38 protein-coding genes are annotated in these 24,513 nt (G+C 52.7%); 2 read left to right on the forward strand and 36 right to left on the reverse strand.

Annotated features, from left to right (window positions below; all coding sequences use genetic code 11):
• The first annotated feature begins 518 nt into the window (after positions 1–518).
• Together gluQRS and C8R31_RS14390 are read left to right on the forward strand one after the other, a co-directional pair.
• Positions 519–1,412 carry a tRNA glutamyl-Q(34) synthetase GluQRS gene (gene gluQRS / locus C8R31_RS14385; RefSeq protein ID WP_107694773.1) on the forward strand — a complete coding sequence of 298 codons (894 nt, stop codon included), beginning with the start codon at positions 519–521 and terminating at the stop codon, positions 1,410–1,412.
• 186 nt (positions 1,413–1,598) lie between these two features.
• Complete coding sequence (locus C8R31_RS14390) at positions 1,599–2,756, forward strand: FAD-dependent oxidoreductase (RefSeq protein WP_107694774.1); 1,158 nt, start codon at positions 1,599–1,601, stop codon at positions 2,754–2,756.
• Positions 2,757–2,877: 121 nt separating this feature from the next.
• On the opposite strand, the gene C8R31_RS14395 is transcribed toward C8R31_RS14390, so the two are convergent.
• The 36 genes from C8R31_RS14395 to C8R31_RS14575 form a co-directional block, all read right to left on the reverse strand.
• Positions 2,878–3,312, reverse strand: coding sequence for a hypothetical protein (locus C8R31_RS14395; protein ID WP_107694775.1), 435 nt, complete (start codon positions 3,310–3,312; stop codon positions 2,878–2,880).
• A gap of 161 nt (positions 3,313–3,473) precedes the next feature.
• Positions 3,474–3,800: a hypothetical protein gene (locus C8R31_RS14400; protein ID WP_107694776.1), complete on the reverse strand. Its 327-nt coding sequence runs from the start codon at positions 3,798–3,800 to the stop codon at positions 3,474–3,476.
• A gap of 204 nt (positions 3,801–4,004) precedes the next feature.
• On the reverse strand, positions 4,005–4,403 hold the full coding sequence (gene rplQ / locus C8R31_RS14405; RefSeq protein WP_107694777.1) for a 50S ribosomal protein L17: 399 nt from the start codon (positions 4,401–4,403) through the stop codon (positions 4,005–4,007).
• A complete protein-coding gene (locus C8R31_RS14410; RefSeq protein WP_107694778.1) occupies positions 4,390–5,394 on the reverse strand; it encodes a DNA-directed RNA polymerase subunit alpha in 1,005 nt (334 codons plus the stop codon). The genes rplQ and C8R31_RS14410 overlap by 14 nt, the downstream gene beginning before the upstream one ends.
• 33 nt (positions 5,395–5,427) lie before the next feature.
• Positions 5,428–6,054, reverse strand: a complete 627-nt coding sequence (gene rpsD / locus C8R31_RS14415) for a 30S ribosomal protein S4 (protein WP_107694779.1) — start codon at positions 6,052–6,054, stop codon at positions 5,428–5,430.
• Between the two features lie 11 nt (positions 6,055–6,065).
• On the reverse strand, positions 6,066–6,455 hold the full coding sequence (rpsK, locus tag C8R31_RS14420) for a 30S ribosomal protein S11 (protein WP_091139116.1): 390 nt from the start codon (positions 6,453–6,455) through the stop codon (positions 6,066–6,068).
• A 47-nt stretch (positions 6,456–6,502) separates the two neighbouring features.
• Positions 6,503–6,883 (reverse strand): 30S ribosomal protein S13, encoded by a 381-nt coding sequence (gene rpsM, locus C8R31_RS14425; protein ID WP_107694780.1) that lies wholly within the window; start codon positions 6,881–6,883, stop codon positions 6,503–6,505.
• A gap of 53 nt (positions 6,884–6,936) precedes the next feature.
• Positions 6,937–7,050 carry a 50S ribosomal protein L36 gene (gene rpmJ, locus C8R31_RS14430; RefSeq protein ID WP_074633734.1) on the reverse strand — a complete coding sequence of 38 codons (114 nt, stop codon included), beginning with the start codon at positions 7,048–7,050 and terminating at the stop codon, positions 6,937–6,939.
• 15 nt (positions 7,051–7,065) lie between these two features.
• Positions 7,066–7,284: a translation initiation factor IF-1 gene (infA, locus tag C8R31_RS14435; RefSeq protein ID WP_004181006.1), complete on the reverse strand. Its 219-nt coding sequence runs from the start codon at positions 7,282–7,284 to the stop codon at positions 7,066–7,068.
• A 16-nt stretch (positions 7,285–7,300) separates the two neighbouring features.
• A complete protein-coding gene (gene secY, locus C8R31_RS14440) occupies positions 7,301–8,629 on the reverse strand; it encodes a preprotein translocase subunit SecY (RefSeq protein WP_107694781.1) in 1,329 nt (442 codons plus the stop codon).
• A 17-nt stretch (positions 8,630–8,646) separates the two neighbouring features.
• Complete coding sequence (gene rplO / locus C8R31_RS14445) at positions 8,647–9,078, reverse strand: 50S ribosomal protein L15 (RefSeq protein ID WP_107694782.1); 432 nt, start codon at positions 9,076–9,078, stop codon at positions 8,647–8,649.
• Positions 9,079–9,267: a 50S ribosomal protein L30 gene (gene rpmD / locus C8R31_RS14450; RefSeq protein ID WP_107694783.1), complete on the reverse strand. Its 189-nt coding sequence runs from the start codon at positions 9,265–9,267 to the stop codon at positions 9,079–9,081. It abuts the gene before it with no gap.
• Entirely contained in the window at positions 9,264–9,785 is a 522-nt protein-coding gene (gene rpsE / locus C8R31_RS14455) for a 30S ribosomal protein S5 (protein WP_219907538.1), read from the reverse strand. The genes rpmD and rpsE overlap by 4 nt, the downstream gene beginning before the upstream one ends.
• A gap of 34 nt (positions 9,786–9,819) precedes the next feature.
• On the reverse strand, positions 9,820–10,176 hold the full coding sequence (gene rplR, locus C8R31_RS14460; protein ID WP_375136136.1) for a 50S ribosomal protein L18: 357 nt from the start codon (positions 10,174–10,176) through the stop codon (positions 9,820–9,822).
• A gap of 11 nt (positions 10,177–10,187) precedes the next feature.
• A complete protein-coding gene (gene rplF, locus C8R31_RS14465; protein WP_107694784.1) occupies positions 10,188–10,721 on the reverse strand; it encodes a 50S ribosomal protein L6 in 534 nt (177 codons plus the stop codon).
• 9 nt (positions 10,722–10,730) lie between these two features.
• Entirely contained in the window at positions 10,731–11,126 is a 396-nt protein-coding gene (rpsH, locus tag C8R31_RS14470; protein WP_107694785.1) for a 30S ribosomal protein S8, read from the reverse strand.
• Positions 11,127–11,281: 155 nt separating this feature from the next.
• Entirely contained in the window at positions 11,282–11,587 is a 306-nt protein-coding gene (gene rpsN / locus C8R31_RS14475) for a 30S ribosomal protein S14 (protein WP_107694786.1), read from the reverse strand.
• Positions 11,588–11,594: 7 nt separating this feature from the next.
• Positions 11,595–12,134, reverse strand: a complete 540-nt coding sequence (gene rplE / locus C8R31_RS14480; protein WP_107694787.1) for a 50S ribosomal protein L5 — start codon at positions 12,132–12,134, stop codon at positions 11,595–11,597.
• Between the two features lie 13 nt (positions 12,135–12,147).
• Positions 12,148–12,465 carry a 50S ribosomal protein L24 gene (gene rplX / locus C8R31_RS14485; protein ID WP_107694788.1) on the reverse strand — a complete coding sequence of 106 codons (318 nt, stop codon included), beginning with the start codon at positions 12,463–12,465 and terminating at the stop codon, positions 12,148–12,150.
• A gap of 21 nt (positions 12,466–12,486) precedes the next feature.
• The gene (rplN, locus tag C8R31_RS14490) at positions 12,487–12,855 is read right to left on the reverse strand and encodes a 50S ribosomal protein L14 (RefSeq protein WP_107694789.1); all 369 of its coding nucleotides are present in this window, start codon (positions 12,853–12,855) and stop codon (positions 12,487–12,489) included.
• A 190-nt stretch (positions 12,856–13,045) separates the two neighbouring features.
• Positions 13,046–13,312, reverse strand: a complete 267-nt coding sequence (gene rpsQ / locus C8R31_RS14500; RefSeq protein ID WP_107694791.1) for a 30S ribosomal protein S17 — start codon at positions 13,310–13,312, stop codon at positions 13,046–13,048.
• Complete coding sequence (gene rpmC / locus C8R31_RS14505) at positions 13,309–13,509, reverse strand: 50S ribosomal protein L29 (RefSeq protein ID WP_107694792.1); 201 nt, start codon at positions 13,507–13,509, stop codon at positions 13,309–13,311. Before rpmC ends, rpsQ begins: the two co-directional genes overlap by 4 nt.
• 2 nt (positions 13,510–13,511) lie before the next feature.
• On the reverse strand, positions 13,512–13,928 hold the full coding sequence (gene rplP / locus C8R31_RS14510) for a 50S ribosomal protein L16 (RefSeq protein ID WP_091139095.1): 417 nt from the start codon (positions 13,926–13,928) through the stop codon (positions 13,512–13,514).
• Positions 13,912–14,769 carry a 30S ribosomal protein S3 gene (gene rpsC, locus C8R31_RS14515; protein ID WP_107694793.1) on the reverse strand — a complete coding sequence of 286 codons (858 nt, stop codon included), beginning with the start codon at positions 14,767–14,769 and terminating at the stop codon, positions 13,912–13,914. The genes rplP and rpsC overlap by 17 nt, the downstream gene beginning before the upstream one ends.
• 15 nt (positions 14,770–14,784) lie before the next feature.
• Entirely contained in the window at positions 14,785–15,132 is a 348-nt protein-coding gene (gene rplV / locus C8R31_RS14520; RefSeq protein WP_091139092.1) for a 50S ribosomal protein L22, read from the reverse strand.
• Between the two features lie 12 nt (positions 15,133–15,144).
• Positions 15,145–15,432: a 30S ribosomal protein S19 gene (rpsS, locus tag C8R31_RS14525; protein WP_107694794.1), complete on the reverse strand. Its 288-nt coding sequence runs from the start codon at positions 15,430–15,432 to the stop codon at positions 15,145–15,147.
• Between the two features lie 6 nt (positions 15,433–15,438).
• Complete coding sequence (gene rplB / locus C8R31_RS14530) at positions 15,439–16,272, reverse strand: 50S ribosomal protein L2 (RefSeq protein ID WP_107694795.1); 834 nt, start codon at positions 16,270–16,272, stop codon at positions 15,439–15,441.
• Positions 16,272–16,607: a 50S ribosomal protein L23 gene (gene rplW / locus C8R31_RS14535; RefSeq protein WP_107694796.1), complete on the reverse strand. Its 336-nt coding sequence runs from the start codon at positions 16,605–16,607 to the stop codon at positions 16,272–16,274. The genes rplB and rplW overlap by 1 nt, the downstream gene beginning before the upstream one ends.
• Positions 16,604–17,224: a 50S ribosomal protein L4 gene (rplD, locus tag C8R31_RS14540; RefSeq protein ID WP_107694797.1), complete on the reverse strand. Its 621-nt coding sequence runs from the start codon at positions 17,222–17,224 to the stop codon at positions 16,604–16,606. Before rplD ends, rplW begins: the two co-directional genes overlap by 4 nt.
• On the reverse strand, positions 17,224–17,937 hold the full coding sequence (gene rplC / locus C8R31_RS14545; protein WP_107694798.1) for a 50S ribosomal protein L3: 714 nt from the start codon (positions 17,935–17,937) through the stop codon (positions 17,224–17,226). The genes rplD and rplC overlap by 1 nt, the downstream gene beginning before the upstream one ends.
• Before the next feature lie 117 nt (positions 17,938–18,054).
• Entirely contained in the window at positions 18,055–18,363 is a 309-nt protein-coding gene (gene rpsJ / locus C8R31_RS14550; RefSeq protein ID WP_004180980.1) for a 30S ribosomal protein S10, read from the reverse strand.
• A 95-nt stretch (positions 18,364–18,458) separates the two neighbouring features.
• The gene (gene tuf / locus C8R31_RS14555; RefSeq protein ID WP_107694799.1) at positions 18,459–19,649 is read right to left on the reverse strand and encodes an elongation factor Tu; all 1,191 of its coding nucleotides are present in this window, start codon (positions 19,647–19,649) and stop codon (positions 18,459–18,461) included.
• 23 nt (positions 19,650–19,672) lie between these two features.
• Positions 19,673–21,763 (reverse strand): elongation factor G, encoded by a 2,091-nt coding sequence (gene fusA / locus C8R31_RS14560; RefSeq protein ID WP_107694800.1) that lies wholly within the window; start codon positions 21,761–21,763, stop codon positions 19,673–19,675.
• 117 nt (positions 21,764–21,880) lie between these two features.
• Positions 21,881–22,351, reverse strand: a complete 471-nt coding sequence (gene rpsG, locus C8R31_RS14565) for a 30S ribosomal protein S7 (RefSeq protein ID WP_107694801.1) — start codon at positions 22,349–22,351, stop codon at positions 21,881–21,883.
• Positions 22,352–22,438: 87 nt separating this feature from the next.
• Complete coding sequence (gene rpsL / locus C8R31_RS14570; RefSeq protein ID WP_091139078.1) at positions 22,439–22,810, reverse strand: 30S ribosomal protein S12; 372 nt, start codon at positions 22,808–22,810, stop codon at positions 22,439–22,441.
• Positions 22,811–23,073: 263 nt separating this feature from the next.
• Positions 23,074–24,489, reverse strand: a complete 1,416-nt coding sequence (locus C8R31_RS14575) for an aspartate aminotransferase family protein (RefSeq protein WP_107694802.1) — start codon at positions 24,487–24,489, stop codon at positions 23,074–23,076.
• Between the last annotated feature and the right edge of the window lie 24 nt (positions 24,490–24,513).

The following is a 24,513-nucleotide window of genomic DNA, read 5'->3' on the forward strand; positions in this document are numbered from 1 at the left end:
TGAAATACCAATATCAATACCAATGTTACATATACTTTACATACCCACAACCCTGTAAAGACTATCCGCGAAGATCAACCAAGTCAAGCAGTTTGTCAGCACTACAATACTCAGCAATATCCCCGCATCCCCTGACGAAAAGAGCGCTCATAGCTCCCCCGCGTCCGGTTTCTGCAAATTGCTATACTCAGGGCCTGCCTGAGGAGCGAAGTTATTTTAGTATGAATCCATTTTATAAAAAAGGTTATATTGAAATTATTTCGCCTGGGAAGAGCGATGACTGGACACCGCACTTTTTAGCTCGCGTTTTTTAATGCTTCGGTTACTCACTGCGACTGGTGCATTTGCCTGTCCGTTCAAATGATCGCTTTAGGAAAAAGAGTTGCACTCGGGCAGCCGCGGTCGCGGGACCGCATCTCTACAGACGCGGCAAATCGGCAAATCAAATTGCGTATGAATTAAAACTAAGTGCAATGTCCCATCCATCTCTTAACCGCGGCTCCGGATTGTCCCCAACGATGTGCCCTGTTTATCGAGGGAGGTTCGCTCCGACTCCCTCCGGGCCGCTACATCTGGGTTCCCTCGTCGCTGCTGTAGGAAGTTATGTCGAGGCAAGAATCCATAATGGCCAATGGCTGCTCAGGATAGAGAATCTGGATCCGTTGCGTGAGGTTCCCGGCGCATCAGCAGATATCTTGAAAGTACTCGAAGCGCTGGGAATGGAATGGGATAGTTCAGTTGTTTATCAAAGCGAGCGTGGGGAAGCTTATCGGGCAGCCCTCGCCAGCCTTGAAAGAAAGCATTTGATTTATCCCTGCAGCTGTAGCCGAAAAGAAATTCTGGATTCAACAATAAGAGGCATAGAAGGCCCGGTGTATCCGGGCACTTGCCAACAACCCGCCCGTCCCCGAATATCTCCGGCAGCGTGGCGAATCCGGACTGATAGCAAGCCAATCGAATTCACCGATGCATTGCAAGGCTGGGTCCGCCAACAGCTACAACAGGATATCGGCGATTTCGTCCTGCGCCGCTCTGACGGAATCTTCGCCTATCAATTGGCGGTTGTGGTGGACGACGCGGAGCAAGGGGTTACTCACGTTGTTCGCGGCGAAGATTTGCTGAATTCCACTCCTCGCCAGATTTATCTGCAACAATTGCTCGATTATCCAACCCCTTACTATTTTCATCTTCCGGTTGTGGTGAATGCAAGGGGTGAGAAATTAAGCAAACAGACCCGTGCTGCACCGATTAATGCTTCTAATCCTATCCCGCAACTGATAATGGTATTACGGCTCCTGGGGCAGACTCCTCCTTCGGAATTGATCGACGCTGACATCGCGTCATTTTGGAAGTGGACAATGGAGAACTGGCAGCAAGAGTGGATCCCTCGAAAAGTCTTGCAGGCCCCTTAGCGATCCAAAGGCTTCGAATCAAAACCACATCTTTCAAAACATTCATGTACGCTGCTGCCAGCGATTGTTATGATCTGGGTAGAACGCAGCGTTGTGTGCACCAGCAGCTGCGGTTATGTTAAGTCCCGAGCGGGAGAGGATTAATGGCCGACTATAGAACCAGGCCGCATTCACAAAGGAGGAACCGTGCCTTTTCTGCCGTTTTATATCCCTGGGCATAAGCGGCTCAAAATAATAATTGCGGGTGGCGGCTATGCCGGCATCGCGGCGTTAGTGACCTTGTTGCGGCATATGCCAGATGCGTGTATTACGATTATCGACCCGTCAACACACCACATCAAGATCACCCATCTTCACGAGACCTTCAGATATCCCTTGGAAGACTTTTTGATTCCCTTCTCTACATTTGAAGACCGCTTTGGCTGCCGCCATATTCGCGCCGAATTCATTGCTGAAGAAGACGTCCTCCAACAGTGCCAGAATGATGGGTTCATCACTATTAACGATGAAATACTGGAATTTGATTACTTGCTGATCGCTTCGGGTGCCCCTATCGCGAAGATGGTTAAATCACAGAACGTTTTGGACTTGTATGACTTCTTTTCCACTTCTGGATCACGCTTGTTGGAATCACGACTCGGTGACCTCGACACGCACGAGCCGTTCATCTCAGTGGTTGGCGGCGGCGCCACGGGGATTCAATTCTTATTCGAAATTGCCGATTTCCTGCGAAGGCAGCACACGGGATGCAAGTTGCGCTTAATCCATGGAGACGAGCGCGTGCTCAAGCAGTTTCCAGCGGGGTTTTCGACTCATACCGAGGCGCGCATGTCTGATCTGGATATCGAGTTCTATCCCAATACCCGTTATCGCGAGCAACAGGCAGATGAGATCCTCTTGGACGAACCGGACACGGGCCGGCAATTTGCCCTGCCTTCCGCGATCTCGCTGCTGTTCCTTGGCAAGACGCTTAAGATGCCCTTTTCCGCTAATGTTTTTGGGCAGGTTGTGATTCACCAGAAGCCCCTGCAGAATATCTTCACCGCCGGCGATTGTTCTATTTACAATTCGTTTGGCTCCAATTCCATGACCGCCCAATCCGCGGTACGCAAAGGAATGCTTGCTGCAAGGAATATTCTGCGTCACTCTGGTACGTTTAAGCTGCTCGAACCCTACTTTCATCGCGATTTAGGTTACGTCGTGAGTCTCGGACCAGCAGATGCGGTGGGTTGGTTGGCATTAGAGGGGAATGTCGTGAATGGTATCTCCGCAATGGTGATCAAGGAAATAGTGGAGGCTCAATACGATTTATTACTGACGGGAATAGATACCTATCTTGTATGAGAAGTGCAAACTCGCGTTCCCGAAGTCGATGAGCAGGAATTCCTAACATTCCAGGCAATCCGGCTGTAATAAGGAAGAATCAGTACTTTAAAGCAGTTTCAATTAACGCGGCGCAAATGAGTCAATTGGATCGGCCAGGCGCCAATATCGATGACGTGACCAAGCCTCGATGGAACCAGGTTTCGATTGTATATTCGTAGAATCTCTGATTCCGCGTAGCATTGGAAAGCCCGGCCAGCGTTTTTCCCTTTTCGGTCAAGATAGCATGCCCCAGATCCAACCGGTTGTTCGCATCCTGAGGAAATTGAATTTTTGTCGGTTTGCCGAAATAGAACAGCCGCGTATGTTTCCCAAACCATTTTTTTACATACCCAGCCGAATCCAGGCACAACAGACCGGCCGTTTCCAGACGATTTAACGCCGGTAGATCGACGCCCTGCGAGGCGTAAACCTCATGCCCTATCTCATATATCAAAGGGAGCGGTTCTCCCTGAACCCACATGAACTGGCTGAGAAACCTGAAAAGTTCAGCGTCATGCTTATCAACAGCTGGCATATTTTCTCCCGGGTCTCAAAAACATACGGATTGATATTGCCAGAGATGAATCGATCGCTTGGACGCTGCTTAAGTGTAGTCTCTTCATAGACGCCGTCAGCAACGCTCGTCTCCGTAGCGCGTCCGCTACGACAATTTGTCAAAGTGTTGCGCTGTCCGAACTAACCGCCTTGATTATACTTAAGCCCGCGGCGCGTAAGTTCCTCTTCCAGTTTTTCCAGAAAGTCGCTATTTTTTTTACGCTGCTTGTCGCCCTTATACCACGAAAAACAGGCGATTACCCCGAGAGCTGTCAGGCCAGCGTTGTGCGGCGTCGGACCACCGAAAAACATGTCGGTGAGGCCCGTAAGAAGCGCGAACGCGCCAAGATATCCTGTCCAACTCCAGAAGCGGTTTCCCCATGTGGGGGCTTTACGCTTGACACACCACGTATGCAGTTCCCCATGCACCGACATAAGTTCCGCGTCAGTCCAACTTGCTAAATCCATTGGGATCGCTCCATTTGAATTTAATCTTCTTCAATGTCTACCATTTCACCGTTCCTCAATGAAACGAAACACACGGTCTGCTTCTTGCCAGGCGTTAAGGGAGCTTATGCGATGATTGGTTCCTACAGCACCTCGATTATAAACCTGTCTGCATAAAAAAGCCGGGGGACCCCCGGCTCTCTCACTTCGATAAACCGCGAAGCACTAAGTATTTGTTTTACCCGTCGATGACGGGGCAGCTTGCTCAGGACGATCCATCAATTCCACCAATGCCATGGGCGCGTTATCCCCTTTTCGGAAGCCGAATTTAAGAATACGCACATACCCACCGTTCCGCGCTTGATAGCGTGGACCGAGCTCATTGAACAACTTACCGACGATATCGCGATCCCGTAGCCGGTCAAATGCCAAGCGGCGATTCGCCAGGGATGGCTTTTTGCCAAGGGTGATCATTGGTTCAATCACCCGCCGCAGCTCCTTGGCCTTTGGCAGCGTCGTTTTGATGACTTCGTGCTGTAGCAATGAGTTTGTCATATTACGCAGCATGGCCAGCCGATGACTGCTGGAACGATTTAGCTTTCTGAGTCCGTTATGGTGCCGCATGGCTTGATTCCTTTTTACCTTTATCCAGAGTGGAAGGAGGCCAGCTTTCAAGTTTCATTCCCAGTGTCAGTCCGCGGGAGGCCAATACTTCCTTGATTTCATTAAGCGATTTTCTCCCAAGGTTTGGGGTTTTCAGCAACTCCGTTTCCGTGCGCTGAATCAGGTCGCCTATATAATAAATGTTCTCCGCTTTGAGGCAGTTCGCGGAACGCACGGTAAGTTCAAGATCATCCACCGGGCGCAGTAATACCGGATCAATCTGTGGCAACTTGGGCTGCTCCACCGGCAACGGCGTCCCTTTTAGATCGGCAAATACGGAGAGTTGCTCCACAAGTACTTTTGCGGCATAACGAATCGCCTCCTCGGGATCCACCACACCGTTCGTCTCGATATCCATAATAAGCTTGTCGAGATCGGTACGCTGCTCGACGCGTGCACTTTCGACGGCGTAACTCACCCGCCGTACTGGACTGAAGGAGGCATCCAGTAAAATACTGCCAATCGCGCGCCCTTCGTTTGCCAATTGCCGGACCGTTCCAGGCACATAACCACGGCCCTGTTCGACCTTGATTTGCATATCCAGCTTCCCACCCGCGGTGAGATGCGCGATAACGTGGTCGGGATTGATGATTTCCACATCATGCGACACTTCGATATCACCCGCCGTTACCGTACCTTCTCCTTTCTTCTTGAGTATCAGGATAGCGTCCGGACGATTATGCAGTTTAAGCACGATGCCCTTCAGGTTAAGCAGGATATCGACTACATCCTCCTGCACCCCATCCAGCGCCGAATACTCGTGCACGACACCGCTGATCTGAACTTCCGTGGGGGCGAAACCGGGCATGGAAGACAGGAGGATCCGGCGTAAAGCATTGCCCAGCGTATGCCCATAGCCGCGTTCAAACGGCTCCATGGTGATCTTGGCGTGCAGCGGAGAAACGTTCTGGACGTCAATAATGCGCGGAGTAAGAAAGGTGTTACTTAGCATAGGTGATCCTTTTGCGGAAGGCTTGGGCGTTGATTACTTGGAATACAGTTCGATTACCAAAGATTCGTTAATGCTCGATGGCAAGTCGGCTCGTTCCGGTTTCGTTTTAAATATACCCTTCATCGCTTTGACATCCATGTCTATCCAGTCGGGAAAGCTCCGCTGTTCGGCCGCCTCAACAGCCGCCTTGATCCGCAAATGACTTTTTGCTTTTTCAGCAACTTCTACCACGTCGCCAGGCTTGACTTGATAGGATGGAATGTTGACCCTGCGGCCATTGACCAGAATCCCGTTATGTCGCACGATTTGACGTGCTTCGGACCGCGATGCGCCAAAACCCATACGGTAAGCGACGGTATCAAGGCGGCACTCCAGCAACTGCAGTAAGTTTTCACCAGTAATGCCGCGCTGTTTGTCCGCTAATTGATAGTTATTGTGGAACTGGCGTTCCAGTATCCCGTAGATCCGGCGCAGTTTCTGCTTCTCACGCAACTGCACTCCATAATCCGACAACCGCGCGCTTTTCTGCCCGTGCTGTCCAGGTGCATAGTTCCTGCGTTCTATCGCGCATTTGTCGGTAAAGCATTTCTCTCCCTTCAGGAATAATTTTTCGCCTTCCCGGCGGCATTGCCGACATTTGGGATCAAGATTTCTTGCCACAGTCTTACTCCTTAAATACGACGTTTCTTAGGTGGACGACAACCGTTGTGAGGCACGGGCGTCACATCCGAAATACTGGTAATTTTGAAGCCGGCCGCATTCAATGCCCGAACTGCGGACTCGCGTCCAGGACCCGGGCCCTTTATGCGCACTTCCAAATTTTTCACACCACATTCCTGCGCAACCTTACTCGCCTGCTCGGCCGCCACCTGAGCGGCGAATGGCGTGCTTTTACGAGACCCTTTAAAACCTGCGCCACCGGAAGTTGCCCATGACAACGCGTTACCCTGACGATCTGTGATCGTCACAACCGTGTTATTAAACGAAGCATGAACGTGGGCAATACCCTCCGCCACGTTCTTCTTGACCTTTTTGCGTACCCGAGTGGCTGCTTTTACCATTGAATTTATCCTTTGACCTGCTGTTCAGTTAGCTACGAGCATTTCTATCATTTTCCCGCTGCTTTTCCGCTGGAGGCACGCACTGCTTTCCTTGGACCCTTTCGCGTCCTTGCATTTGTCCGGGTACGTTGACCCCTCACCGGCAAGCCGCGCCGATGACGCAATCCACGATAGCAGCCGAGGTCCATTAGCCTTTTGATGTTCATTGAGACTTCACGCCGAAGGTCACCTTCGACCGCAAATTTTGCGACTTGATCCCGGAGCTTATCCATCTGGGCGTCGGTCACATCTTTGATCTTGGTGGAGGAAGCAATCCCGGTCGCCGCACAAATCTCGCGCGCCCTGGTGCGACCTATGCCGTAAATGGACGTCAATGCGATTTCGGCATGCTGATGATTCGGGATATTTACTCCAGCAATACGGGCCATACACTTTTCCTACGAAAAATTTTAGATTATAGCATCCAGACGGCGCTTTCCGACTAACCCTGCCGCTGCTTGTGCCTCGGATCCGTGCAAATTACACGCACGACACGATTGCGCCGAATGATTTTACAATTGCGGCAAATCTTTTTTACTGATGCCAACACTTTCATGTACTCTCCTTCCCGCTATTTCGCGCGGAATGTGATGCGCGCTCTACTTAAATCGTAGGGCGTCAAATCCACTGTCACCTTGTCACCCGGTAAAATGCGAATGTAATGCATGCGCATCTTTCCGGAAATATGGCCCAGCACTACGTGCCCATTCTCTAACTTGACCCGGAACGTCGCATTAGGCAACGTCTCCAGTATCTCGCCTTGCATTTGAATCGTTTCTTCCTTAGCCATCCTATCCTTAGACGAACTATCTTGCCGGTAACCCGCCACCGCCTTTGAAGTTTGTTTTCTTCAAAAGGCTCTCATATTGATGCGACATGATGTAAGCCTGTACTTGCGCCATGAAATCCATCGTTACCACGACAATAATCAAGAGAGAAGTACCGCCGAAATAAAACGGCACGTTCCATTTCAAGATCAGAAACTCGGGCAACAAGCATACGAGGGTTACATAAATCGCGCCAGCCAGGGTAAGTCTTAACATAATCCGCTCGATATACCGGGCGGTTTGATCACCTGGGCGAATCCCCGGTATGAAAGCGCCGCTTTTTTTCAGATTCTCCGCCGTTTCCTTGGGATTAAATACCAAAGCGGTATAAAAGAAACAGAAAAATACGATCATCGCCGCGTACAGCATCACGTACACGGGCTGTCCCGGAGATAACGCACCGCTGATATCCTTCAGCCAGCTCATGGATTCCCCACTGGAAAACCAGCCCGCCAACGTCGCCGGGAACAGAATGATGCTCGAAGCGAAGATCGGCGGAATCACCCCAGCCATATTAAGCTTCAATGGAAGATGGGAGCTCTGGCCGCCATATACTTTCCGCCCGACTTGCCGTTTCGCATAGTTGACCAGTATCTTGCGCTGGCCACGTTCGACGAAGACGACAAAGCCCGTTACAACTGTTGCAGCCAGAAAAATCCCCAATGCCACCAGAAAATGCATCGCACCGGTCCGAACCAGTTCGAGGGTACCGCCGATCGCACTTGGCAGCCCGGCCGCAATTCCAGCGAATATAATGAGGGAAATACCGTTGCCGATACCCCGCTCGGTAATCTGTTCGCCTAGCCACATCAGAAATATCGTACCGGTAACCAGCGTGATCACCGTTGTCAACAGGAACATCGGGCCAGGCTCGATCACCAATCCGGCTTGGGATTGCAACGCAATGGAAATACCGTAGCCCTGCACCAACGCCAATCCCAGCGTGCCGTACCGGGTGTACTGAGTTATTTTCCGGCGCCCGGATTCACCCTCCTTCTTGAGCGCCTCCAGGTAAGGGAACGCCACCGTCCCCAACTGCATAATGATGGATGCAGAAATATAGGGCATGATTCCGAGCGCAAAAATCGAAAAACGCGAAAGCGCGCCCCCGGAAAACATATTAAACATCCCGAGGATGCCGCCTTGCTGAGACTCAAACAAGTCTTTCAGCACCACCGGATCAATGCCGGGTACCGGAACATGCGCACCGATGCGGTAGACGATCAACGCGAACAGCAAGAACCATAACCGACGTTTCAAGTCTCCAAGCTTCCCGGAGAGCCCCCGCAGGGAATCGCTAGCGGCCAATCTATCTCCTCTTGAGCTTATTCAACACTGCCGCCCACCGCTTCAATCGCCGCCCTGGCGCCCTTGCTGACAGCAATGCCCCGTAACTTGACCGCGCGTTCGATCTTCCCCGAAAGTATCACTTTCGCGGTAACGGCAGAATTCGGGATGATTCCCGCCTGCTTCAATATCAGCATATCGATGGTCTCGTCCGATACCCGGCTCAGCGCCGACAACCGCACTTCCATCCCGCCTTTCCTGGTAAGCGAAACAAAACCCCGCTTCGGCAAGCGGCGCTGCAGAGGCATTTGTCCCCCTTCGAAACCCACCTTATGGAATCCGCCGGCCCGGGACTTCTGTCCCTTGTGACCACGCCCCGCCGTCTTACCGAAACCAGAGCCAATGCCGCGGCCTACGCGCCTTCTTTCCTGTTTCGCTCCGGCCGCAGGTTTAATCGAATTCAGCTGCATTTAGGCCTCACTTTTTACGAGGTAATAAACATGATTGATCATCCCTCGCACGGCGGGAGTATCTTCCAGCTCCACGCTGCTATTGATCCCACGAAGCCCTAACCCGCGCACCGTTGCCCTATGCGTTCGCTTAGTGCCGATTAGGCTTTTGATCAGGGTGACCCTGATCTTCTTCCCGTTATCGTTCATTTCACCAATCCAAGGATATCTTCGACGCTCTTGCCTCGCTTGGCTGCAATTTCCGAGGGAGTGTTCATATCTTTTAACCCGTTCAGGGTTGCACGCACAACATTATAGGGATTCGTTGAACCGATACACTTCGCCAGGATGTTATGCACGCCCATCACTTCGAATATTGCTCGCATGGGGCCGCCTGCAATGATGCCGGTACCTTCGGAAGCGGGTTGCATATACACCGTCGCAGCACCGTGCCTGCCGATTACGGGATGGTGCAGTGTTCCGTTCTTGAGGCTCACCTTGATCATCTTGCGTCGCGCCTCATCCATGGCCTTCTGTACCGCAACGGGAACTTCACGGGATTTACCTTTACCCATGCCCACGCCGCCATCCCCATTCCCAACCACGGTTAACGCCGCGAATCCGAGTATGCGCCCCCCCTTCACCACCTTGGTGACCCGATTGATCGCCACCATTTTTTCCTTGAGGCCATCGCCACGATCATCGCCCTGGGGTACTTTCCCCTGCATTCGTCCCTGCATCTTAGCCATTATCTTTCCTCACTTAGAATTTGAGGCCATGCTCGCGAGCAGCCTCGGCCAGTGCCTTCACGCGCCCGTGATATTTGAAACCCGAACGGTCGAATGCAACCGTCTCGATGCCCAGGCTTTTGGCCTTTTCCGCAACTCTTTTGCCGACTGCCGCTGCCGCCCCAACGGTACCGCCATTGGGCAATTCTTTCCGGAGCTCCGGCTCCAAAGTCGAAGCGCTGGTGAGCACGGTTCCGCCAGCACCATCTATCAGCTGCGCATAAATGTGACAGTTGCTGCGATGCACCGCCAAACGCACTACTTTTAATTCGGCGATCTTGGCGCGGGTTTGACGAGCTCGCCGCAAGCGGGATTTTGTTGATTTCAGCATATATACCCTAATTATTTCTTCTTGGTTTCCTTCAACACAATCTTTTCGTCTGCATAACGTACGCCTTTCCCCTTATAAGGTTCAGGCTTGCGATAAGCGCGTACGTCGGCAGCTACCTGACCCACCTGCTGCTTATCTATCCCCTTGATGACAATCTCCGTTTGAGTCGGCGTCTCAACCTTTACACCTTCCGGCATCTTATGGGCAACAGGATGAGAGAATCCCAATGTCAGGTTAAGAACATCGCCCGCAGCCTGGGCGCGATAACCCACACCCACCAGCGTCAACTTTTTCTCGAAACCGCTGGTAACTCCTTTAACCATATTGGCCAGAAGCGCGCGCATCGTTCCGGACATTGCGTTTGCCTGCTTCGAAGCGTTCGAGGGCTTGATTAATAAACTGTCGCCTTCACGTTCGACACGGATGTCCGAAACAAGATTGTGCCGCAATGTGCCCAATGGTCCCTTAACCGACACTTCGTTCGTTGACAGTGCTACCTCTACATTCCCAGGCACTGGCACAGGATTTTTACCTACTCGAGACATGTTTTTTCCTTAGGCCACTATACATAACACTTCGCCGCCTACCCCGCTGGCGCGTGCTTTACGCTCGGTCATCACCCCTTTGGAGGTTGAAACGATCGCCACGCCAAGACCATTCATGACGCTAGGAAGCTTGTCGCTGGCTTTGTAGATTCTCAAACCGGGGCGGCTAACCCGCTCGATTTTCTCGATCACCGGACGACCAGCATAATACTTGAGGCTGATATCCAGTACCGGCTTTCCGTTCGAGTCGTGAACGGCGAAATCCTCGACATAACCTTCATCCTTCAATACTTGAGCGATAGCCGCTTTAAGTTTGGAAGCCGGCATCACAACGGATGTTTTTTCAGAAAGCTGCGCGTTACGAATACGCGTCAACATATCCGCGATTGGGTCACTCATACTCATCTAAGGATACCTCTGGAAATCCAAATTCCGGAGCAGGTCAATAAGCCATTTCCGAGAAAACCTACGTTAACCATATTGGACCTGCTCTCTTAAATACGATTGAGTCTCGTTTGTCATCGCCCATTCAAACGCCCCATGGAAACAATATGATGGGCTCACCAACTCGCCTTGATCACGCCCGGAATTTCTCCGCTCATGGCTATATCACGAAGCTTGCCACGACCGAGCCCAAATTTGCTGTAGACGCCGCGAGGGCGACCCGTCAATGAGCAGCGATTGCGAAGTCGTACCGGACTGGAATCCCTCGGCAACATCTGCAGCTTGATCCGGGCGGAATGCCGATCCTCATCCCCGAGACTAGCATCATTGATAATTGCCAGTAATTCGGCACGCCGCGCCGCATATTTCTTGACCGTTTCGCGGCGCTTCAAATCACGGTTGATTACAGCTACTTTCGCCATGCTATTCTCAATTTTTAAATGGAAATTTAAATGCCGCGAGTAATGCCTTAGCCTCTGCATCCGTTTTCGCCGTGGTTGTAATCGTAATATTCATTCCGCGCAGTGCATCAATTTTGTCATATTCGATTTCCGGGAAAATGATCTGCTCCTTGATACCCATATTATAATTTCCCCGGCCATCAAACGCCTTGCCGGAAATACCCCGAAAATCACGAACACGCGGAATCGCCACATTAACCAACCGATCCAGAAATTCGTACATGCGCACGCGACGCAATGTCACCATACAGCCTACCGGATAACCGTCCCGCACCTTGAACGTCGCGATAGATTTCTTTGCCTTCGTTACGACAGGCTTTTGACCGGCAATTTTTTGCATATCGCCGACGGCGTTATCCATAATCTTTTTATCGGCCACTGCTTCACCGACGCCCATATTCAGCGTTATTTTGCTGATACGCGGCACTTCCATAACCGATTTGTAGGCGAACTGTTGCATCAACTGATTCACCACGGTGTTGCGATAGAATTCTTGTAAACGAGCCATATGTTTTCCCTTCTCAGGCGTCAAGCAGTTCGCCGTTGGATTTAAAATAGCGGACTTTGCCTTTGCCTTCCACGACCCTAAATCCTATCCGGTCGGCTTTCTGCGTGGCCGGATTGTAAATCGCTATGTTTGAAACCTGTAAGGGCATTTCCATCTCGACGATTCCACCAGTCGTTCCTTTACTCGGATCCGGCCGCTGGTGCTTCTTGACCTTATTGGCTCCCTCGACCACCACCAAGTCCGCATCAACCACGCGCAACACGGTACCCCGTTTACCCTTGTCCCTGCCGGTGATGACAATTACATCATCACCTTTCTTTATCTTTCGCATACTGACTCCCCTGACGCGCGCTTACAAAACTTCTGGCGCAAGCGAAACAATTTTCATGAAGCGTGCGTTCCGTAATTCACGCGTTACAGGTCCAAAAATACGTGTACCGATAGGCTCCAGCTTGGCATTCAGCAGTACTGCAGCATTGTTGTCGAACTTGATCAACGAGCCATCTGCGCGACGAACCCCTTTTGAGGTTCTCACCACCACGGCATTGTATACTTCGCCCTTTTTTACACGCCCCCGTGGCGCCACATCCTTCACACTAACCTTTATAACATCACCGATACCAGCGTAACGGCGTTTGGAGCCGCCCAATACCTTTATGCACATGATTGAACGCGCGCCCGTGTTATCGGCTACCTGGAGGATAGATTGCATTTGAATCATTATTTACTCACTCTCTCCAACTTTTCCAGCCGAAACAGCGCATGGATAGTATTGGAACCCGTTCGGGTTGTGATGCAGCAAGAACTAGCAGGCTGCGGGAAAATTAACGGCCAGAAACAAAAACGTGAAATTATATGGCAGCCTGAGCAGAAAAACAAGTCACAATTTTTTCGCCTGATTCTGCCACGGATCAACTAACCTGCTCAGCTTCATCCAACGACTTGACCACTCGCCAGGCTTTGGTTTTCGAATAAGGCCGACATTCTTCTATTGTTACTGTATCGCCCTCATGAAACTCATTGTTTTCGTCATGGACGTGATATTTTTTAGAGCGCACGATAATTTTCCCGTAAAGCGGATGCTTAACCTTACGCTCGACCAGAACCGTAATAGTCTTGTTCATTTTATCGCTAACCACTTTGCCGCTCAGAATACGGTTTAGACTGGTCTCACTCATGACTGTTTCACCTTCTCACCGAGAATAGTTTTTGCCCGCGCAATATCCCGACGGATGTTCCGCAACTGCGTTGTGTTACCCAGCTGCTGGGTCGCGTGCTGCATGCGCAGACTAAATTTTGCCCTCACGAGCTCCAATACTTCGGATTGTAGTTCCACTGCGTTCTTGGTCCTTAATTCCTTGGCCTTCGATTTCATGATTAAGCGCCTACTTGTCGAATAACAAATGTAGTCTGGATCGGCAGCTTGGCGGCAGCGAGGCGGAATGCCTGTCTCGCCAGCACTTCATCAACGCCGTCCATTTCATACAACATTTTTCCCGGCTGGATCTCCGCCACAAAGTATTCCGGGTTACCCTTTCCGTTACCCATCCGCACCTCAGCAGGCTTATGGGAGATCGGCTTGTCGGGGAATATACGAATCCAGATACGTCCACCACGTTTTATGTGCCGTGTCATTGCGCGGCGTGCAGCTTCAATCTGCCGCGCGGTCAAGCGACCACGACCGACCGCCTTGAGCCCGTACTCACCAAAACTGACTTTGGCACCGCGCGTCGCAACCCCCTTGTTGCGCCCTTTTTGCTGCTTGCGGTATTTCGTTCTAGCTGGCTGCTGCATCGTTCGCTCCTGGCTTCACTATCTTTTTAATTGCCGGCTTGGCGCCGGCCTCCTCAACTCCAGGTTCCGTCTTCCGCTGCGCTTTCCTTTCGCCGGGTTTGGCGTCACCCCTGGAATCGGTCCTTACCCCGGGTTTGCGCGCCGGTCGTTTGCTTTCTGGTTCTCCCCCCGGGGGTGGTGTTTGTAGGGATACGCCTGCCGGCTGGTCGCCCCGACCTATCACCTCGCCCTTGAACACCCACACCTTGATGCCTATCACGCCGTAAGTCGTCTTCGCTTCAGACACGCCATAATCGAGATCAGCGCGCAACGTATGGAGCGGCACACGTCCTTCCCGGTACCATTCTGTGCGCGCGATTTCGATGCCATTCAAGCGACCGGAGCTCATGATTTTAATCCCTTGGGCACCCAGACGCATGGCATTCTGCATCGCTCGCTTCATGGCACGACGGAACATAATGCGTTTTTCTAACTGCTGCGCAATATTGTCGGCTATCAGTTGCGCATCGATTTCCGGTTTGCGGATCTCTTCAATATTCACGTGTACTGGGACACCCATGAGCTTTTGCAACGCTCCACGCAGAACCTCGATATCCTCGCCCTTTTTTCCTATTACCACCCCTGGCCGCGAACTATAGATAGTGATTCGAGCATTCTTGGAGGGCCGTTCAATGATTACACGGCCAACTGATGCATGCGCCAATTTCTTTTTCAGGTATGCCCGGACCTTAATATCCTCGTTCAGCATCCCCGGGAAATTTTTACTATTGGCGTACCATTTCGATGTCCAGTTTTTTAATACTGAAAGTCGAAAACCTGTCGGATTTATTTTTTGTCCCATATTTTGGTACGCCCTTTACTTTTTCTTGCCGGCTTTGTCGCCAACAGTAAGATGGATGTGACACGTCGGCTTGACGATCCGATTACCCCGGCCCTTGGCCCGAGCGCTGGTACGCATCATGGACGTTCCCCGATCGACGTATATCGTTGATACCTTCAATTCGTCTATGTCCGCGCCATCATTATGCTCCGCATTGGCAATGGCGGATTCGAGCAGTTTACGAATGATGACGGCGGCTTTTTTTGGACTGAACGCCAGCAGGTTCAGCGCCCGATCGACAGGCAGCCCCCGAATCTGGTCGGCCACCAGGCGGCCTTTCTGCTCCGATAACCGGACCCCGCGCAATATAGCTGTTGTTTGCATATTCGGATATTCCTATTTCCTCGGCCCAGCTACAGCTTTCCTGTCGCCTGAGTGCCCCTTGAAAGTACGGGTATGGGAAAATTCCCCAAGCTTATGCCCCACCATGTTCTCGGTAACATAGACAGGGATGTGCTGTTTCCCGTTATGAATGGCAATCGTCAGACCGATAAAATCCGGCAGCACCGTCGAGCGACGCGACCAGGTTTTGATGGGGCGTTTATCGTTTGTAGCCCGCGCAGCCTCCACCTTGGCAATCAAGTGCAAGTCGACAAACGGGCCCTTTTTTACAGAACGTGGCATGATCCATTACCCTTTATTTGAATAACGACGCCGTACGATCATCCCATCCGTACGTTTGTTGGCCCGGGTGCGAAAACCCTTCGCGGGTGTTCCCCACGGGCTTACCGGATGGCGTCCCGCGGCAGTTTTGCCTTCTCCACCACCATGGGGGTGGTCTACGGGGTTCATGACAACCCCGCGAACCGTTGGCCGGATACCGCGCCAACGCTGAGCCCCCGCTTTTCCGATGGACCGTAGATTATGTTCCTCGTTTCCAACCTCGCCTATCGTGGCGCGGCAGTTCACATGTACTTTTCGGATCTCGCCGGAGCGCAAACGCAACTGCGCGTAGTCCCCCTCCCGCGCGAGGAGTTGTACCGATGTTCCAGCAGAACGCGCCAGTTGCGCCCCCTTGCCCGGGATCATCTCCACGCAATGAATCGTGCTGCCCACAGGAATGTTGCGCAACGGCAACGCATTTCCATTCTTGATTGGAGCGTCCGCCCCGCTCATCAATTGCGTACCAGCACTAACTCCGTTGGGCGCGATAATGTAGCGACGCTCGCCGTCGGCGTAGCAAAGAAGCGCCAGACGCGCGCTCCTATTCGGGTCGTATTCCAGCCGCTCTACCTTCGCAACGACACCATCCTTGTTCCGCCGAAAATCAACAATGCGATAGTGTTGTTTATGACCACCACCCATGTGACGAGTGGTAATTTGCCCGTTATTATTGCGCCCAGCCGAGTGGTTCTGTTTTTCAACCAGTCTGGCGTATGGCGCGCCCTTATGCAAGTCGCGACTGACAACTTTAACGACTGCACGACGACCGGGAGAGGTTGGTTTGACTTTAACCAGTGCCATTACTTGACTTCTCCTTGTGCGATATCAGAAAAGTTTATTTCCTGATCAGCCTGAATGCTGACATAGGCTTTCTTCCAATTGCTGCGACGCCCGATAAAACGGCCAAAGCGCTTTTGCTTACCCTTGACGTTGGCTATCTGCACGCTTTTAACTTGAATGTTTTGTGGCTTCCATATCAGCTCGATAGCTGCTTTAATCTCGGACTTGGTAGCGTCCTGCGCAACCCGAAATATGACGTGATTGTGTTTCTCGGCTATATACGTAGCCTTTTCCGATACCTGGGGCGCAATTATCACCTGCAACAGGCGTTCAGCATTAAAAGTTTGCGCATTCATACAAGCATCTCCTCCATTTTCGTCAAAGCGCCACGAGTGACCAGAACTTTCGCAAAACGCATGAGACTTACCGGATCGGCGTGACCCGCTTCCACTATCTTTACCAATGGCAGATTGCGCGATGAAAGGTAGAGATTCTCGTCGAGGTCATCAGTGATAATCATCACCTCGGCGAGCCCCATGTCTTTCAGTTTTTGCGCCAGTGCTTTGGTCTTCGGCCCCTCGACCACGAAGTTTTCCACCACCGAGAGGCGGTCCTCACGGACGAGCTGAGACAGAATGGCGCCAATTCCGGCCCTATACATCTTACGGTTGACCTTGTGGCTGAAATTTTCTTCCGGGCTGTTCGGAAACGTTTTTCCACCTCCTCGCCATAACGGGCTGGAAGCCATCCCCGCACGCGCCCGCCCTGTGCCCTTTTGCCGCCAGGGCTTGCGAGTCGTTTTCGCGACGTCCGAACGCCCCTTCTGGGCACGGTTTGCGCTACGCGCATTGGCGAGATAGGCGGTAACCAGCTGATGCACAAGAGCTTCGTTATATTCCCGTGCAAATAACGCATCCGGAGCGGAAACGCTCGTAGCTGACTGGCCCTTATCGTCTATTAATTTAAGTTCCATTATACCCCCGCCCTCTTACCGCCTTTTGCCGCTGTCTTACTATCGCCACCAGCTGCGGGCTTCGCACCCGTTCTGCTCACCTTGACGCTCGGCTGCACCACTACATCACCACCTCTCGAGCCCGGAATTGCACCCTTGATCAGCAGCAGGCCACGGTCCGTGTCGACGCGCAGCACCTCCAGGTTCTGCGTGGTGCGCTGCACATTACCCAGATGCCCGGACATGCGCTTGCCGGGGAACACACGGCCCGGATCCTGCGCCATACCAATGGAACCTGGAACATTATGCGACTTCGAATTCCCGTGACTGGCCCGGTTCGAGGAAAAGCCGTGCCGCTTGATCACCCCCGCATAGCCCTTGCCGATCGATGTTCCGGTGACGTCCACCTTCTGTCCGACCTGAAAAAGCTCAAGACCGACAACTGCACCTGGTTTAAGGCTGTCGAGCACTTCCTGGCTGACGCGAAACTCCTTGAGCACATGCCCCGCTTCTACCGCCGCCTTGGCGAAATGCCCTGCTGACGGCTTATTAACGCGAATGGCGCGTCGCTTGCCGAAGGTCACCTGTATGGCGGAGTAGCCGTCCTTGGCGGGCGTTTTTATTTGGGTGACACGATTGTTAGATACGTCAAGAACCGTTACCGGCTGGCTATCGCCGTCATCGGTGAAAATACGGGTCATGCCGACCTTGCGGCCGACGAGTCCTAAACTCATTTTAGTTACCCTTATTAAAAGGTGCCGATTTCAATTGACCGGCAATTTGCACTATTTTTGATCAGGCAGCCTGCGTCATTCGCCACAACATGCACAACGACACGCCACCTGGATGACCTACAATTTTATTTCTACATCCACGCCAGCGGGGAGATCGAGTTTCATCAGCGCGTCTACCGTCTTATCGGTGGGGTCCATGATATCCATCAGCCGCAGATGGGTTCGAATCTCGAATTGATCCCGAGAGGTCTTGTTAACATGAGGCGAGCGAAGCACATCGAACCGCTCGATGCGCGTCGGCAAGGGCACCGGGCCCTTAACAACCGCGCCCGTACGTTTGGCTGTTTCAACGATCTCCATGGCTGACTTGTCTATCAACCTATAATCAAACGCTTTAAGGCGAATACGAATTTTCTGGCTTTGCATAATCAATAAAACCTCAGGTTGAGGATTCGGATTCCGAATTGACGATTTTGATGCCACTTGGCACAAAATCTTAAATCCTATCCTTGATCCTGTTGTTATTCAATAACCTTTGCCACCACGCCTGCGCCAACTGTTCTGCCGCCCTCGCGAATGGCAAAACGCAGGCCTTCTTCCATCGCAATCGGGGCAATCAGGTTCACCGTCACCGATACGTTGTCGCCAGGCATGACCATCTCGGTCCCCGCAGGCAGTTCAATCGCACCCGTCACATCAGTGGTGCGAAAGTAGAATTGCGGCCGGTAGCCCTGGAAAAACGGGGTATGACGCCCACCTTCTTCTTTGCTCAGTACGTATATCTCGGCGCTAAACTTCGTGTGCGGCGTGATGCTGCCCGGCTTGGCCAGAACCTGGCCGCGCTCGACTTCCTCGCGCTTGGTGCCACGCAGCAATACGCCAACGTTGTCACCCGCCTGCCCCTGGTCGAGCAGCTTCCTGAACATTTCAACTCCGGTGCATACGGTCTTGATCGTGGGCCTCAGGCCTACGATCTCGATTTCTTCCCCCACCTTGATTACGCCGCGCTCAATCCGCCCCGTCACAACCGTGCCACGCCCGGAGATCGAGAATACGTCTTCCACCGGCATCAGAAAGGCACCATCCACCGCACGTACCGGCTCAGGTATGTAGCTGTCCAGCGCATCTGCCAACTTGAATATCGACGGCTCGCCTATGTCGCTCTGATCGCCTTCCAGCGCCTTCAGCGCAGACCCAATCACGATTGGGGTGTCATCCCCGGGAAAATTGTATTTGGACAGCAGTTCGCGAACTTCCATCTCCACCAGTTCCAGAAGCTCGGCATCGTCCACCATGTCCGCTTTGTTCATGTACACCACGATGTAGGGAACCCCAACCTGGCGCGCAAGCAGTATGTGCTCCCGCGTCTGCGGCATCGGCCCATCCGCAGCAGAAACCACCAGGATCGCCCCGTCCATCTGCGCTGCCCCGGTGATCATGTTCTTCACGTAGTCCGCGTGACCCGGACAATCAACGTGCGCATAATGCCGGGCCGTGGTCTCATACTCAACGTGTGCCGTGTTGATCGTGATCCCCCGTGCCTTCTCCTCCGGCGCCGAGTCAATCTGCGCGTAACTCTTCGCCTCGCCTCCAAACTTCTTCGCCAATACCATCGTGATCGCCGCCGTCAATGTGGTCTTCCCATGATCCACATGACCAATCGTCCCAACGTTCACGTGCGGCTTCGTCCGCTCAAATTTGCTCTTTGCCATGATGATCCTCTACTTGATGACGACTATTTCTTGTTGATAATTGCTTCCGCTACATTTTTTGGCGCTTCGGAATAATGCTTGAATTCCATGGTGTATGTCGCACGTCCCTGAGTCGCGGAACGTAGTGAAGTCGCGTAGCCGAACATTTCCGCCAGTGGAACTTCTGCGCGTATCACCTTGAGCCCGGGCAAGTCATCCATGCCCTGGATCATGCCGCGACGAGAAGACAGATCCCCCACGACATTACCCATAAAGTCCGCCGGCGTTTCCACCTCCACCGCCATCATCGGCTCCAACAGAACCGGATTGGCCTTGCGCATCCCATCCTTGAACGCAATGGAGGCCGCCATCTTGAAGGCATTCTCATTGGAATCTACATCATGATAGGAGCCGTCAAACAACGTCACCTTGACATCAACAACCGGAAACCCCGCAAGCACCCCGTTGGGGAGAGTCTCAACCAAGCCTTTCTCCACAGCCGGGATATACTCACGCGGCACGGTTCCGCCCTTGATGGCATCGACAAACTCGAAACCTTTGCCCGCCTCGTTCGGTTCCATCTTGAGCCAGACGTGACCATACTGCCCGCGTCCACCCGACTGCTTGATAAACTTGCCCTCGACCTCCGTCAGCTTCTTGATCGCTTCGCGATAGGCCACTTGCGGCGCACCCACATTGGCTTCCACACCAAACTCCCGCTTCATCCGATCGACGATAATCTCAAGATGAAGTTCGCCCATACCAGAAATAATGGTCTGCCCGGACTCCTCGTCTGTACGTACGCGAAAAGAAGGGTCTTCCTGAGCCAGGCGATTGAGCGCGATACCCATTTTTTCCTGATCAACCTTGGTTTTTGGCTCTACCGCAACGTGAATGACAGGTTCGGGAAAAATCATGCGCTCCAGGGTGATTATGTCGCTCGGATCGCACAGCGTATCCCCGGTAACAGCTTCCTTCAGCCCGACTGCAGCCGCGATATCGCCAGCCCGAACTTCCTTGATCTCTTCGCGTTGATTGGCGTGCATCTGCAGCAAGCGGCCAATCCGTTCTTTCCGCCCCTTAATAGGGTTGTAGACTGTGTCGCCTGACGTCACCACGCCGGAGTACACGCGGAAAAAGATCAATTGGCCAACGTAGGGATCCGTGGCAATCTTGAATGCCAATCCCGCGAACGGTTCTTCGTCGTTGGCATGGCGCTCGGCATGCTCTCCATTCTCCTTCTCGCCATTAATCGCCTGAATATCCACGGGAGAGGGCAAGTAGTCGAGCACGGCATCCAGCATTGCCTGGACACCTTTATTCTTGAATGCGGACCCGCAAAGCATCGGCACGACCTCGTTAGCAAGCGTACGAATGCGCAACCCTTTTTTGATATCGGCGACCGACAAATCACCTTCTTCAAGGTATTTGTCCATCAGCTCTTCGTTCGCTTCAGCCGCGGTTTCAACCATTTTCTCCCGCCAGGATTTCGCGTCGTCCACCATATCAGCCGGTACGTCGCGCTCCTCGAATTTCATCCCCTGACTGGTCTCATCCCAATAGATGGCCTTCATTTTGACCAGATCTACCACGCCCTCAAACTTATCTTCTGCACCGATAGGTAATTGCACAGGCACTGGATGCGCTTTCAGGCGAGTTTGAATCTGCTCATAGACCCGCATGAAATTAGCGCCGGCACGGTCCATCTTGTTGACGAAAGCAAGGCGTGGAACCTTGTATTTGTTCGCCTGCCGCCATACCGTTTCTGTCTGGGGCTGGACCCCGCCGACCGCACAGAATACTGTACAGGCCCCGTCGAGAACTCGCAGCGAGCGCTCTACCTCAATGGTAAAGTCAACGTGGCCCGGTGTATCAATAATGTTGATACGATGATCGGGATAGTTATTTTCCATCCCTTTCCAAAAACAGGTCGTTGCAGCAGAAGTAATCGTAATGCCACGCTCCTGCTCCTGTTCCATCCAGTCCATCGTAGCCGCACCGTCGTGGACTTCGCCGAGCTTATGCGAAACCCCGGTATAGAATAGTATTCGTTCCGTGGTCGTGGTTTTTCCGGCGTCTATGTGCGCCATCACGCCGATATTTCGGTAACGTTCGATAGGTGTTTTTCTCGCCACAGTCTCTAAACCTTAAAATTTGTGCCGTCCCAGCTGGAAACCCGGACGAAAACTAGTTACGGCTCTTCAGTCGGGCCGATAGTCGGGAATCCGAGATAACGGACCCGATGATTGCAATCAGAACCGGTAATGTGCAAACGCCTTATTGGCTTCCGCCATACGATGCACTTCCTCGCGCTTTTTGACCGCACCGCCGCGGCCTTCTGCCGCCTCCGCCAGTTCGCCTGCAAGACGCGCCCCCATCGATTTCTCGGATCTTTTGCGTGCGGCATCCCGAAGCCAGCGCATCGCGAGCGCATTCCGACGAATAGATCGCACCTCTACCGGAACCTGATAGTTGGCTCCGCCCACGCGTCGGCTTTTTACTTCCACCATGGGCCGAACATTGGACAGCGCTTGTGTAAACACGTCTACCGGATCCTTACCCGTCTTCTTCTGAATCTGCGTCATGGCACCATAGATGATCCGTTCGGCTACCGACTTTTTGCCACGTGTCATCAGTACATTGACGAATTTCGCCACCTCGGTGTTATGGTACTTCGGGTCGGGCAAAATTTCGCGTTTTGGGACTTCTCTCCGTCTTGGCATTCTCTGACCTTGGCGTAATTATTTAGCTTAAGTAACAAACATTCGGCACATCTTAGGCAGCGCGGAGCGCTCAAACTGCGGTTAGGCCTATTTGGGCCTTTTTGCACCGTACTTGGAACGGGCCTGCTTTCGATCTTTTACCCCCGCAGTATCCAGGCTGCCGCGAACCGTATGGTAGCGGACACCCGGCAAGTCTTTTACCCGACCACCGCGGATGAGCACCACAGAGTGCTCCTGCAGATTATGCCCTTCCCCGCCGATATAACTGGATACCTCGAAACCGTTCGTCAGGCGCACCCGCGCGACTTTGCGCAAAGCCGAATTCGGTTTCTTCGGCGTGGTCGTATAAACACGGGTGCAAACACCCCGCTTCTGCGGACTGTTTCCCAGCGCCGGAACCTTGCTCTTTACTCGTTTTGCCGCGCGCGGCTTACGGACTAACTGACTGATTGTCGGCATCTTATTTCCTAAAAACCAGGTATGCGATTCAGGCATCCCGCTGGCGATGTGAATATCCAGGTATTCGCCGCGCCCCGTTTTATTAATTAGGGACGAGCTGAAAAACAGCGAATTTTATGGGGTTTTATCGGTTGTGTCAAGCCGAGTCCTTGCGCCGGGCCGACCGCCAGAAGCTAATCCAACCAGAGAGCGGCTCGGGCGCGCGGGTGGCGCGACCTTACCCATCACGCAGTAACACGTCTTTGCTGTGGAATAAAACCCACTTAGGAGGCGGTTGTGACCCGGCCCTCGCGGCGCTTCGACGTAAGTGCGTGGTTACCCAGCTTCTTTAGTACCTCCCAAGCTGGCCCCGGAAACTTGTGAAGTTTTATCATCACATCCTCAAGCGCTTCCAGGAACCAATCCACATCGGATTCGCTGATGTTCAGGGGGGGAAGAATTTTTACGATCGGCATCGCGTGGCCGGCTACCTGCGTGAGGATATGATGATCGTCCAGAAGTGGGAGAACAATAGCCTGCGCGAAAAGATTCTCATCCATCTTGTTGACCATTGCCCAAGCTGCTCTCAGCGACATCGATTCAGGCTGACCAAATTCTATCGCGATCATAAGGCCACGTTGACGAACCCCTTTCAGAAATTCGAAGCGCGGCACCATTGCCTCGATACCATTGCGGAATCGAGCACCGAGTTCAATGGCCCGCTCGGGCAATTTCTCATCGTCAAGAACACTAAGCGAGGCCAATCCCGCTGCCATCGCCATATTGCCCATACCAAAGGTGGAAGCATGAACAATCGCCCGGTGCATACTGTCGTAAACGCTGTCATAAACCGCACGCCGTGTTATGGTTGCGCCGACGGGGATATAGCCCCCCGAAAGCGCTTTCGACAAGCAGATCATGTCGGGGCGAAAGCCTTCTATCCACTGGCTGGCGAGGAAACGTCCCGTCCGTCCCATTCCCGATTGAACTTCATCGCAGATCATTAACGTGCCGTATTTCCGGCAGAGTTCCTGGGCGCCGAGGAGATACTCTTCACTTGCTATATTTACGCCTTTACCCTGGATTGGCTCAAAAACGAAGGCTGCGACATCGCCTAGCCTCAGACGCGCCTCCAGACCATCCAGATCACCAAGCTTCACCTCTGAACTGCCTGGCAGCATGGGCTCGAATCCGCGACGGAAACTGGCCTCTCCGTTTAAGGATAGCGCGCCCATCGTGAGACCATGGAAAGCTTTTGCAAGATGAGCAGTGGAGGGCCGACCGGTATATGCCCGGGCGAACTTGATCGCTGCCTCGATAGCTTCGGTACCAGAGTTGCTGAAATAAACAGTATCCAGGCCGGGCGTCATGCGATTTACTAATTCACGAGCCAATGCGGCCGCAAGTGGCGGAGCGTCGAAACCCACCCAACCCGGAAAATCAGAATCCAGCACTTGCTGCAATGCCTGGCGAATAGCGGGATGACGACGGCCAAAATTGAACACACCCCAGTTGGTGAGAAAATCCAGGTAACGCGTACCGGTATCGTCCCAAAGATAAGGGCCTTCGCCCCGAACCCAGGTGCGATTGAAACCGAGCATGCGCAGAACTTTGACGAACACCGGATTAACATAGTCTTCGTAGAGCTCGAAGTTCTTCCCACGACCCTCGGCAATTATGGCGTTGATATCAATTGGCATGATTCAGATAACCCCGATGGGTGC

The sequence above is a fragment of the Nitrosospira sp. Nsp2 genome, from assembly GCF_003050965.1.
In the GTDB taxonomy this organism is placed as follows: Bacteria; Pseudomonadota; Gammaproteobacteria; order Burkholderiales; family Nitrosomonadaceae; genus Nitrosospira.

Bases quoted from the DNA above. Each gene is read 5' to 3' on its own strand.
- gluQRS (WP_107694773.1), top strand. From the start codon at position 519: ATGTGCCCTGTTTATCGAGGGAGGTTCGCTCCGACTCCCTCCGGGCCG.
- C8R31_RS14395 (WP_107694775.1), bottom strand. From the start codon at position 3,312: ATGCCAGCTGTTGATAAGCATGACGCTGAACTTTTCAGGTTTCTCAGC.
- C8R31_RS14400 (WP_107694776.1), bottom strand. From the start codon at position 3,800: ATGGATTTAGCAAGTTGGACTGACGCGGAACTTATGTCGGTGCATGGG.
- rplQ (WP_107694777.1), bottom strand. From the start codon at position 4,403: ATGCGGCACCATAACGGACTCAGAAAGCTAAATCGTTCCAGCAGTCAT.
- C8R31_RS14410 (WP_107694778.1), bottom strand. From the start codon at position 5,394: ATGCTAAGTAACACCTTTCTTACTCCGCGCATTATTGACGTCCAGAAC.
- rpsK (WP_091139116.1), bottom strand. From the start codon at position 6,455: ATGGTAAAAGCAGCCACTCGGGTACGCAAAAAGGTCAAGAAGAACGTG.
- rpsM (WP_107694780.1), bottom strand. From the start codon at position 6,883: ATGGCCCGTATTGCTGGAGTAAATATCCCGAATCATCAGCATGCCGAA.
- rpmJ (WP_074633734.1), bottom strand. From the start codon at position 7,050: ATGAAAGTGTTGGCATCAGTAAAAAAGATTTGCCGCAATTGTAAAATC.
- infA (WP_004181006.1), bottom strand. From the start codon at position 7,284: ATGGCTAAGGAAGAAACGATTCAAATGCAAGGCGAGATACTGGAGACG.
- rplO (WP_107694782.1), bottom strand. From the start codon at position 9,078: ATGCAGCTGAATTCGATTAAACCTGCGGCCGGAGCGAAACAGGAAAGA.
- rpmD (WP_107694783.1), bottom strand. From the start codon at position 9,267: ATGAACGATAACGGGAAGAAGATCAGGGTCACCCTGATCAAAAGCCTA.
- rpsE (WP_219907538.1), bottom strand. From the start codon at position 9,785: ATGCAGGGGAAAGTACCCCAGGGCGATGATCGTGGCGATGGCCTCAAG.
- rplR (WP_375136136.1), bottom strand. From the start codon at position 10,176: ATGCTGAAATCAACAAAATCCCGCTTGCGGCGAGCTCGTCAAACCCGC.
- rplF (WP_107694784.1), bottom strand. From the start codon at position 10,721: ATGTCTCGAGTAGGTAAAAATCCTGTGCCAGTGCCTGGGAATGTAGAG.
- rpsH (WP_107694785.1), bottom strand. From the start codon at position 11,126: ATGAGTATGAGTGACCCAATCGCGGATATGTTGACGCGTATTCGTAAC.
- rpsN (WP_107694786.1), bottom strand. From the start codon at position 11,587: ATGGCGAAAGTAGCTGTAATCAACCGTGATTTGAAGCGCCGCGAAACG.
- rplE (WP_107694787.1), bottom strand. From the start codon at position 12,134: ATGGCTCGTTTACAAGAATTCTATCGCAACACCGTGGTGAATCAGTTG.
- rplX (WP_107694788.1), bottom strand. From the start codon at position 12,465: ATGCGAAAGATAAAGAAAGGTGATGATGTAATTGTCATCACCGGCAGG.
- rplN (WP_107694789.1), bottom strand. From the start codon at position 12,855: ATGATTCAAATGCAATCTATCCTCCAGGTAGCCGATAACACGGGCGCG.
- rpsQ (WP_107694791.1), bottom strand. From the start codon at position 13,312: ATGAGTGAGACCAGTCTAAACCGTATTCTGAGCGGCAAAGTGGTTAGC.
- rpmC (WP_107694792.1), bottom strand. From the start codon at position 13,509: ATGAAATCGAAGGCCAAGGAATTAAGGACCAAGAACGCAGTGGAACTA.
- rplP (WP_091139095.1), bottom strand. From the start codon at position 13,928: ATGCAGCAGCCAGCTAGAACGAAATACCGCAAGCAGCAAAAAGGGCGC.
- rpsC (WP_107694793.1), bottom strand. From the start codon at position 14,769: ATGGGACAAAAAATAAATCCGACAGGTTTTCGACTTTCAGTATTAAAA.
- rplV (WP_091139092.1), bottom strand. From the start codon at position 15,132: ATGCAAACAACAGCTATATTGCGCGGGGTCCGGTTATCGGAGCAGAAA.
- rpsS (WP_107694794.1), bottom strand. From the start codon at position 15,432: ATGCCACGTTCTGTAAAAAAGGGCCCGTTTGTCGACTTGCACTTGATT.
- rplB (WP_107694795.1), bottom strand. From the start codon at position 16,272: ATGGCACTGGTTAAAGTCAAACCAACCTCTCCCGGTCGTCGTGCAGTC.
- rplW (WP_107694796.1), bottom strand. From the start codon at position 16,607: ATGAATGCGCAAACTTTTAATGCTGAACGCCTGTTGCAGGTGATAATT.
- rplD (WP_107694797.1), bottom strand. From the start codon at position 17,224: ATGGAACTTAAATTAATAGACGATAAGGGCCAGTCAGCTACGAGCGTT.
- rplC (WP_107694798.1), bottom strand. From the start codon at position 17,937: ATGAGTTTAGGACTCGTCGGCCGCAAGGTCGGCATGACCCGTATTTTC.
- rpsJ (WP_004180980.1), bottom strand. From the start codon at position 18,363: ATGCAAAGCCAGAAAATTCGTATTCGCCTTAAAGCGTTTGATTATAGG.
- tuf (WP_107694799.1), bottom strand. From the start codon at position 19,649: ATGGCAAAGAGCAAATTTGAGCGGACGAAGCCGCACGTGAACGTTGGG.
- rpsG (WP_107694801.1), bottom strand. From the start codon at position 22,351: ATGCCAAGACGGAGAGAAGTCCCAAAACGCGAAATTTTGCCCGACCCG.
- rpsL (WP_091139078.1), bottom strand. From the start codon at position 22,810: ATGCCGACAATCAGTCAGTTAGTCCGTAAGCCGCGCGCGGCAAAACGA.
- C8R31_RS14575 (WP_107694802.1), bottom strand. From the start codon at position 24,489: ATGCCAATTGATATCAACGCCATAATTGCCGAGGGTCGTGGGAAGAAC.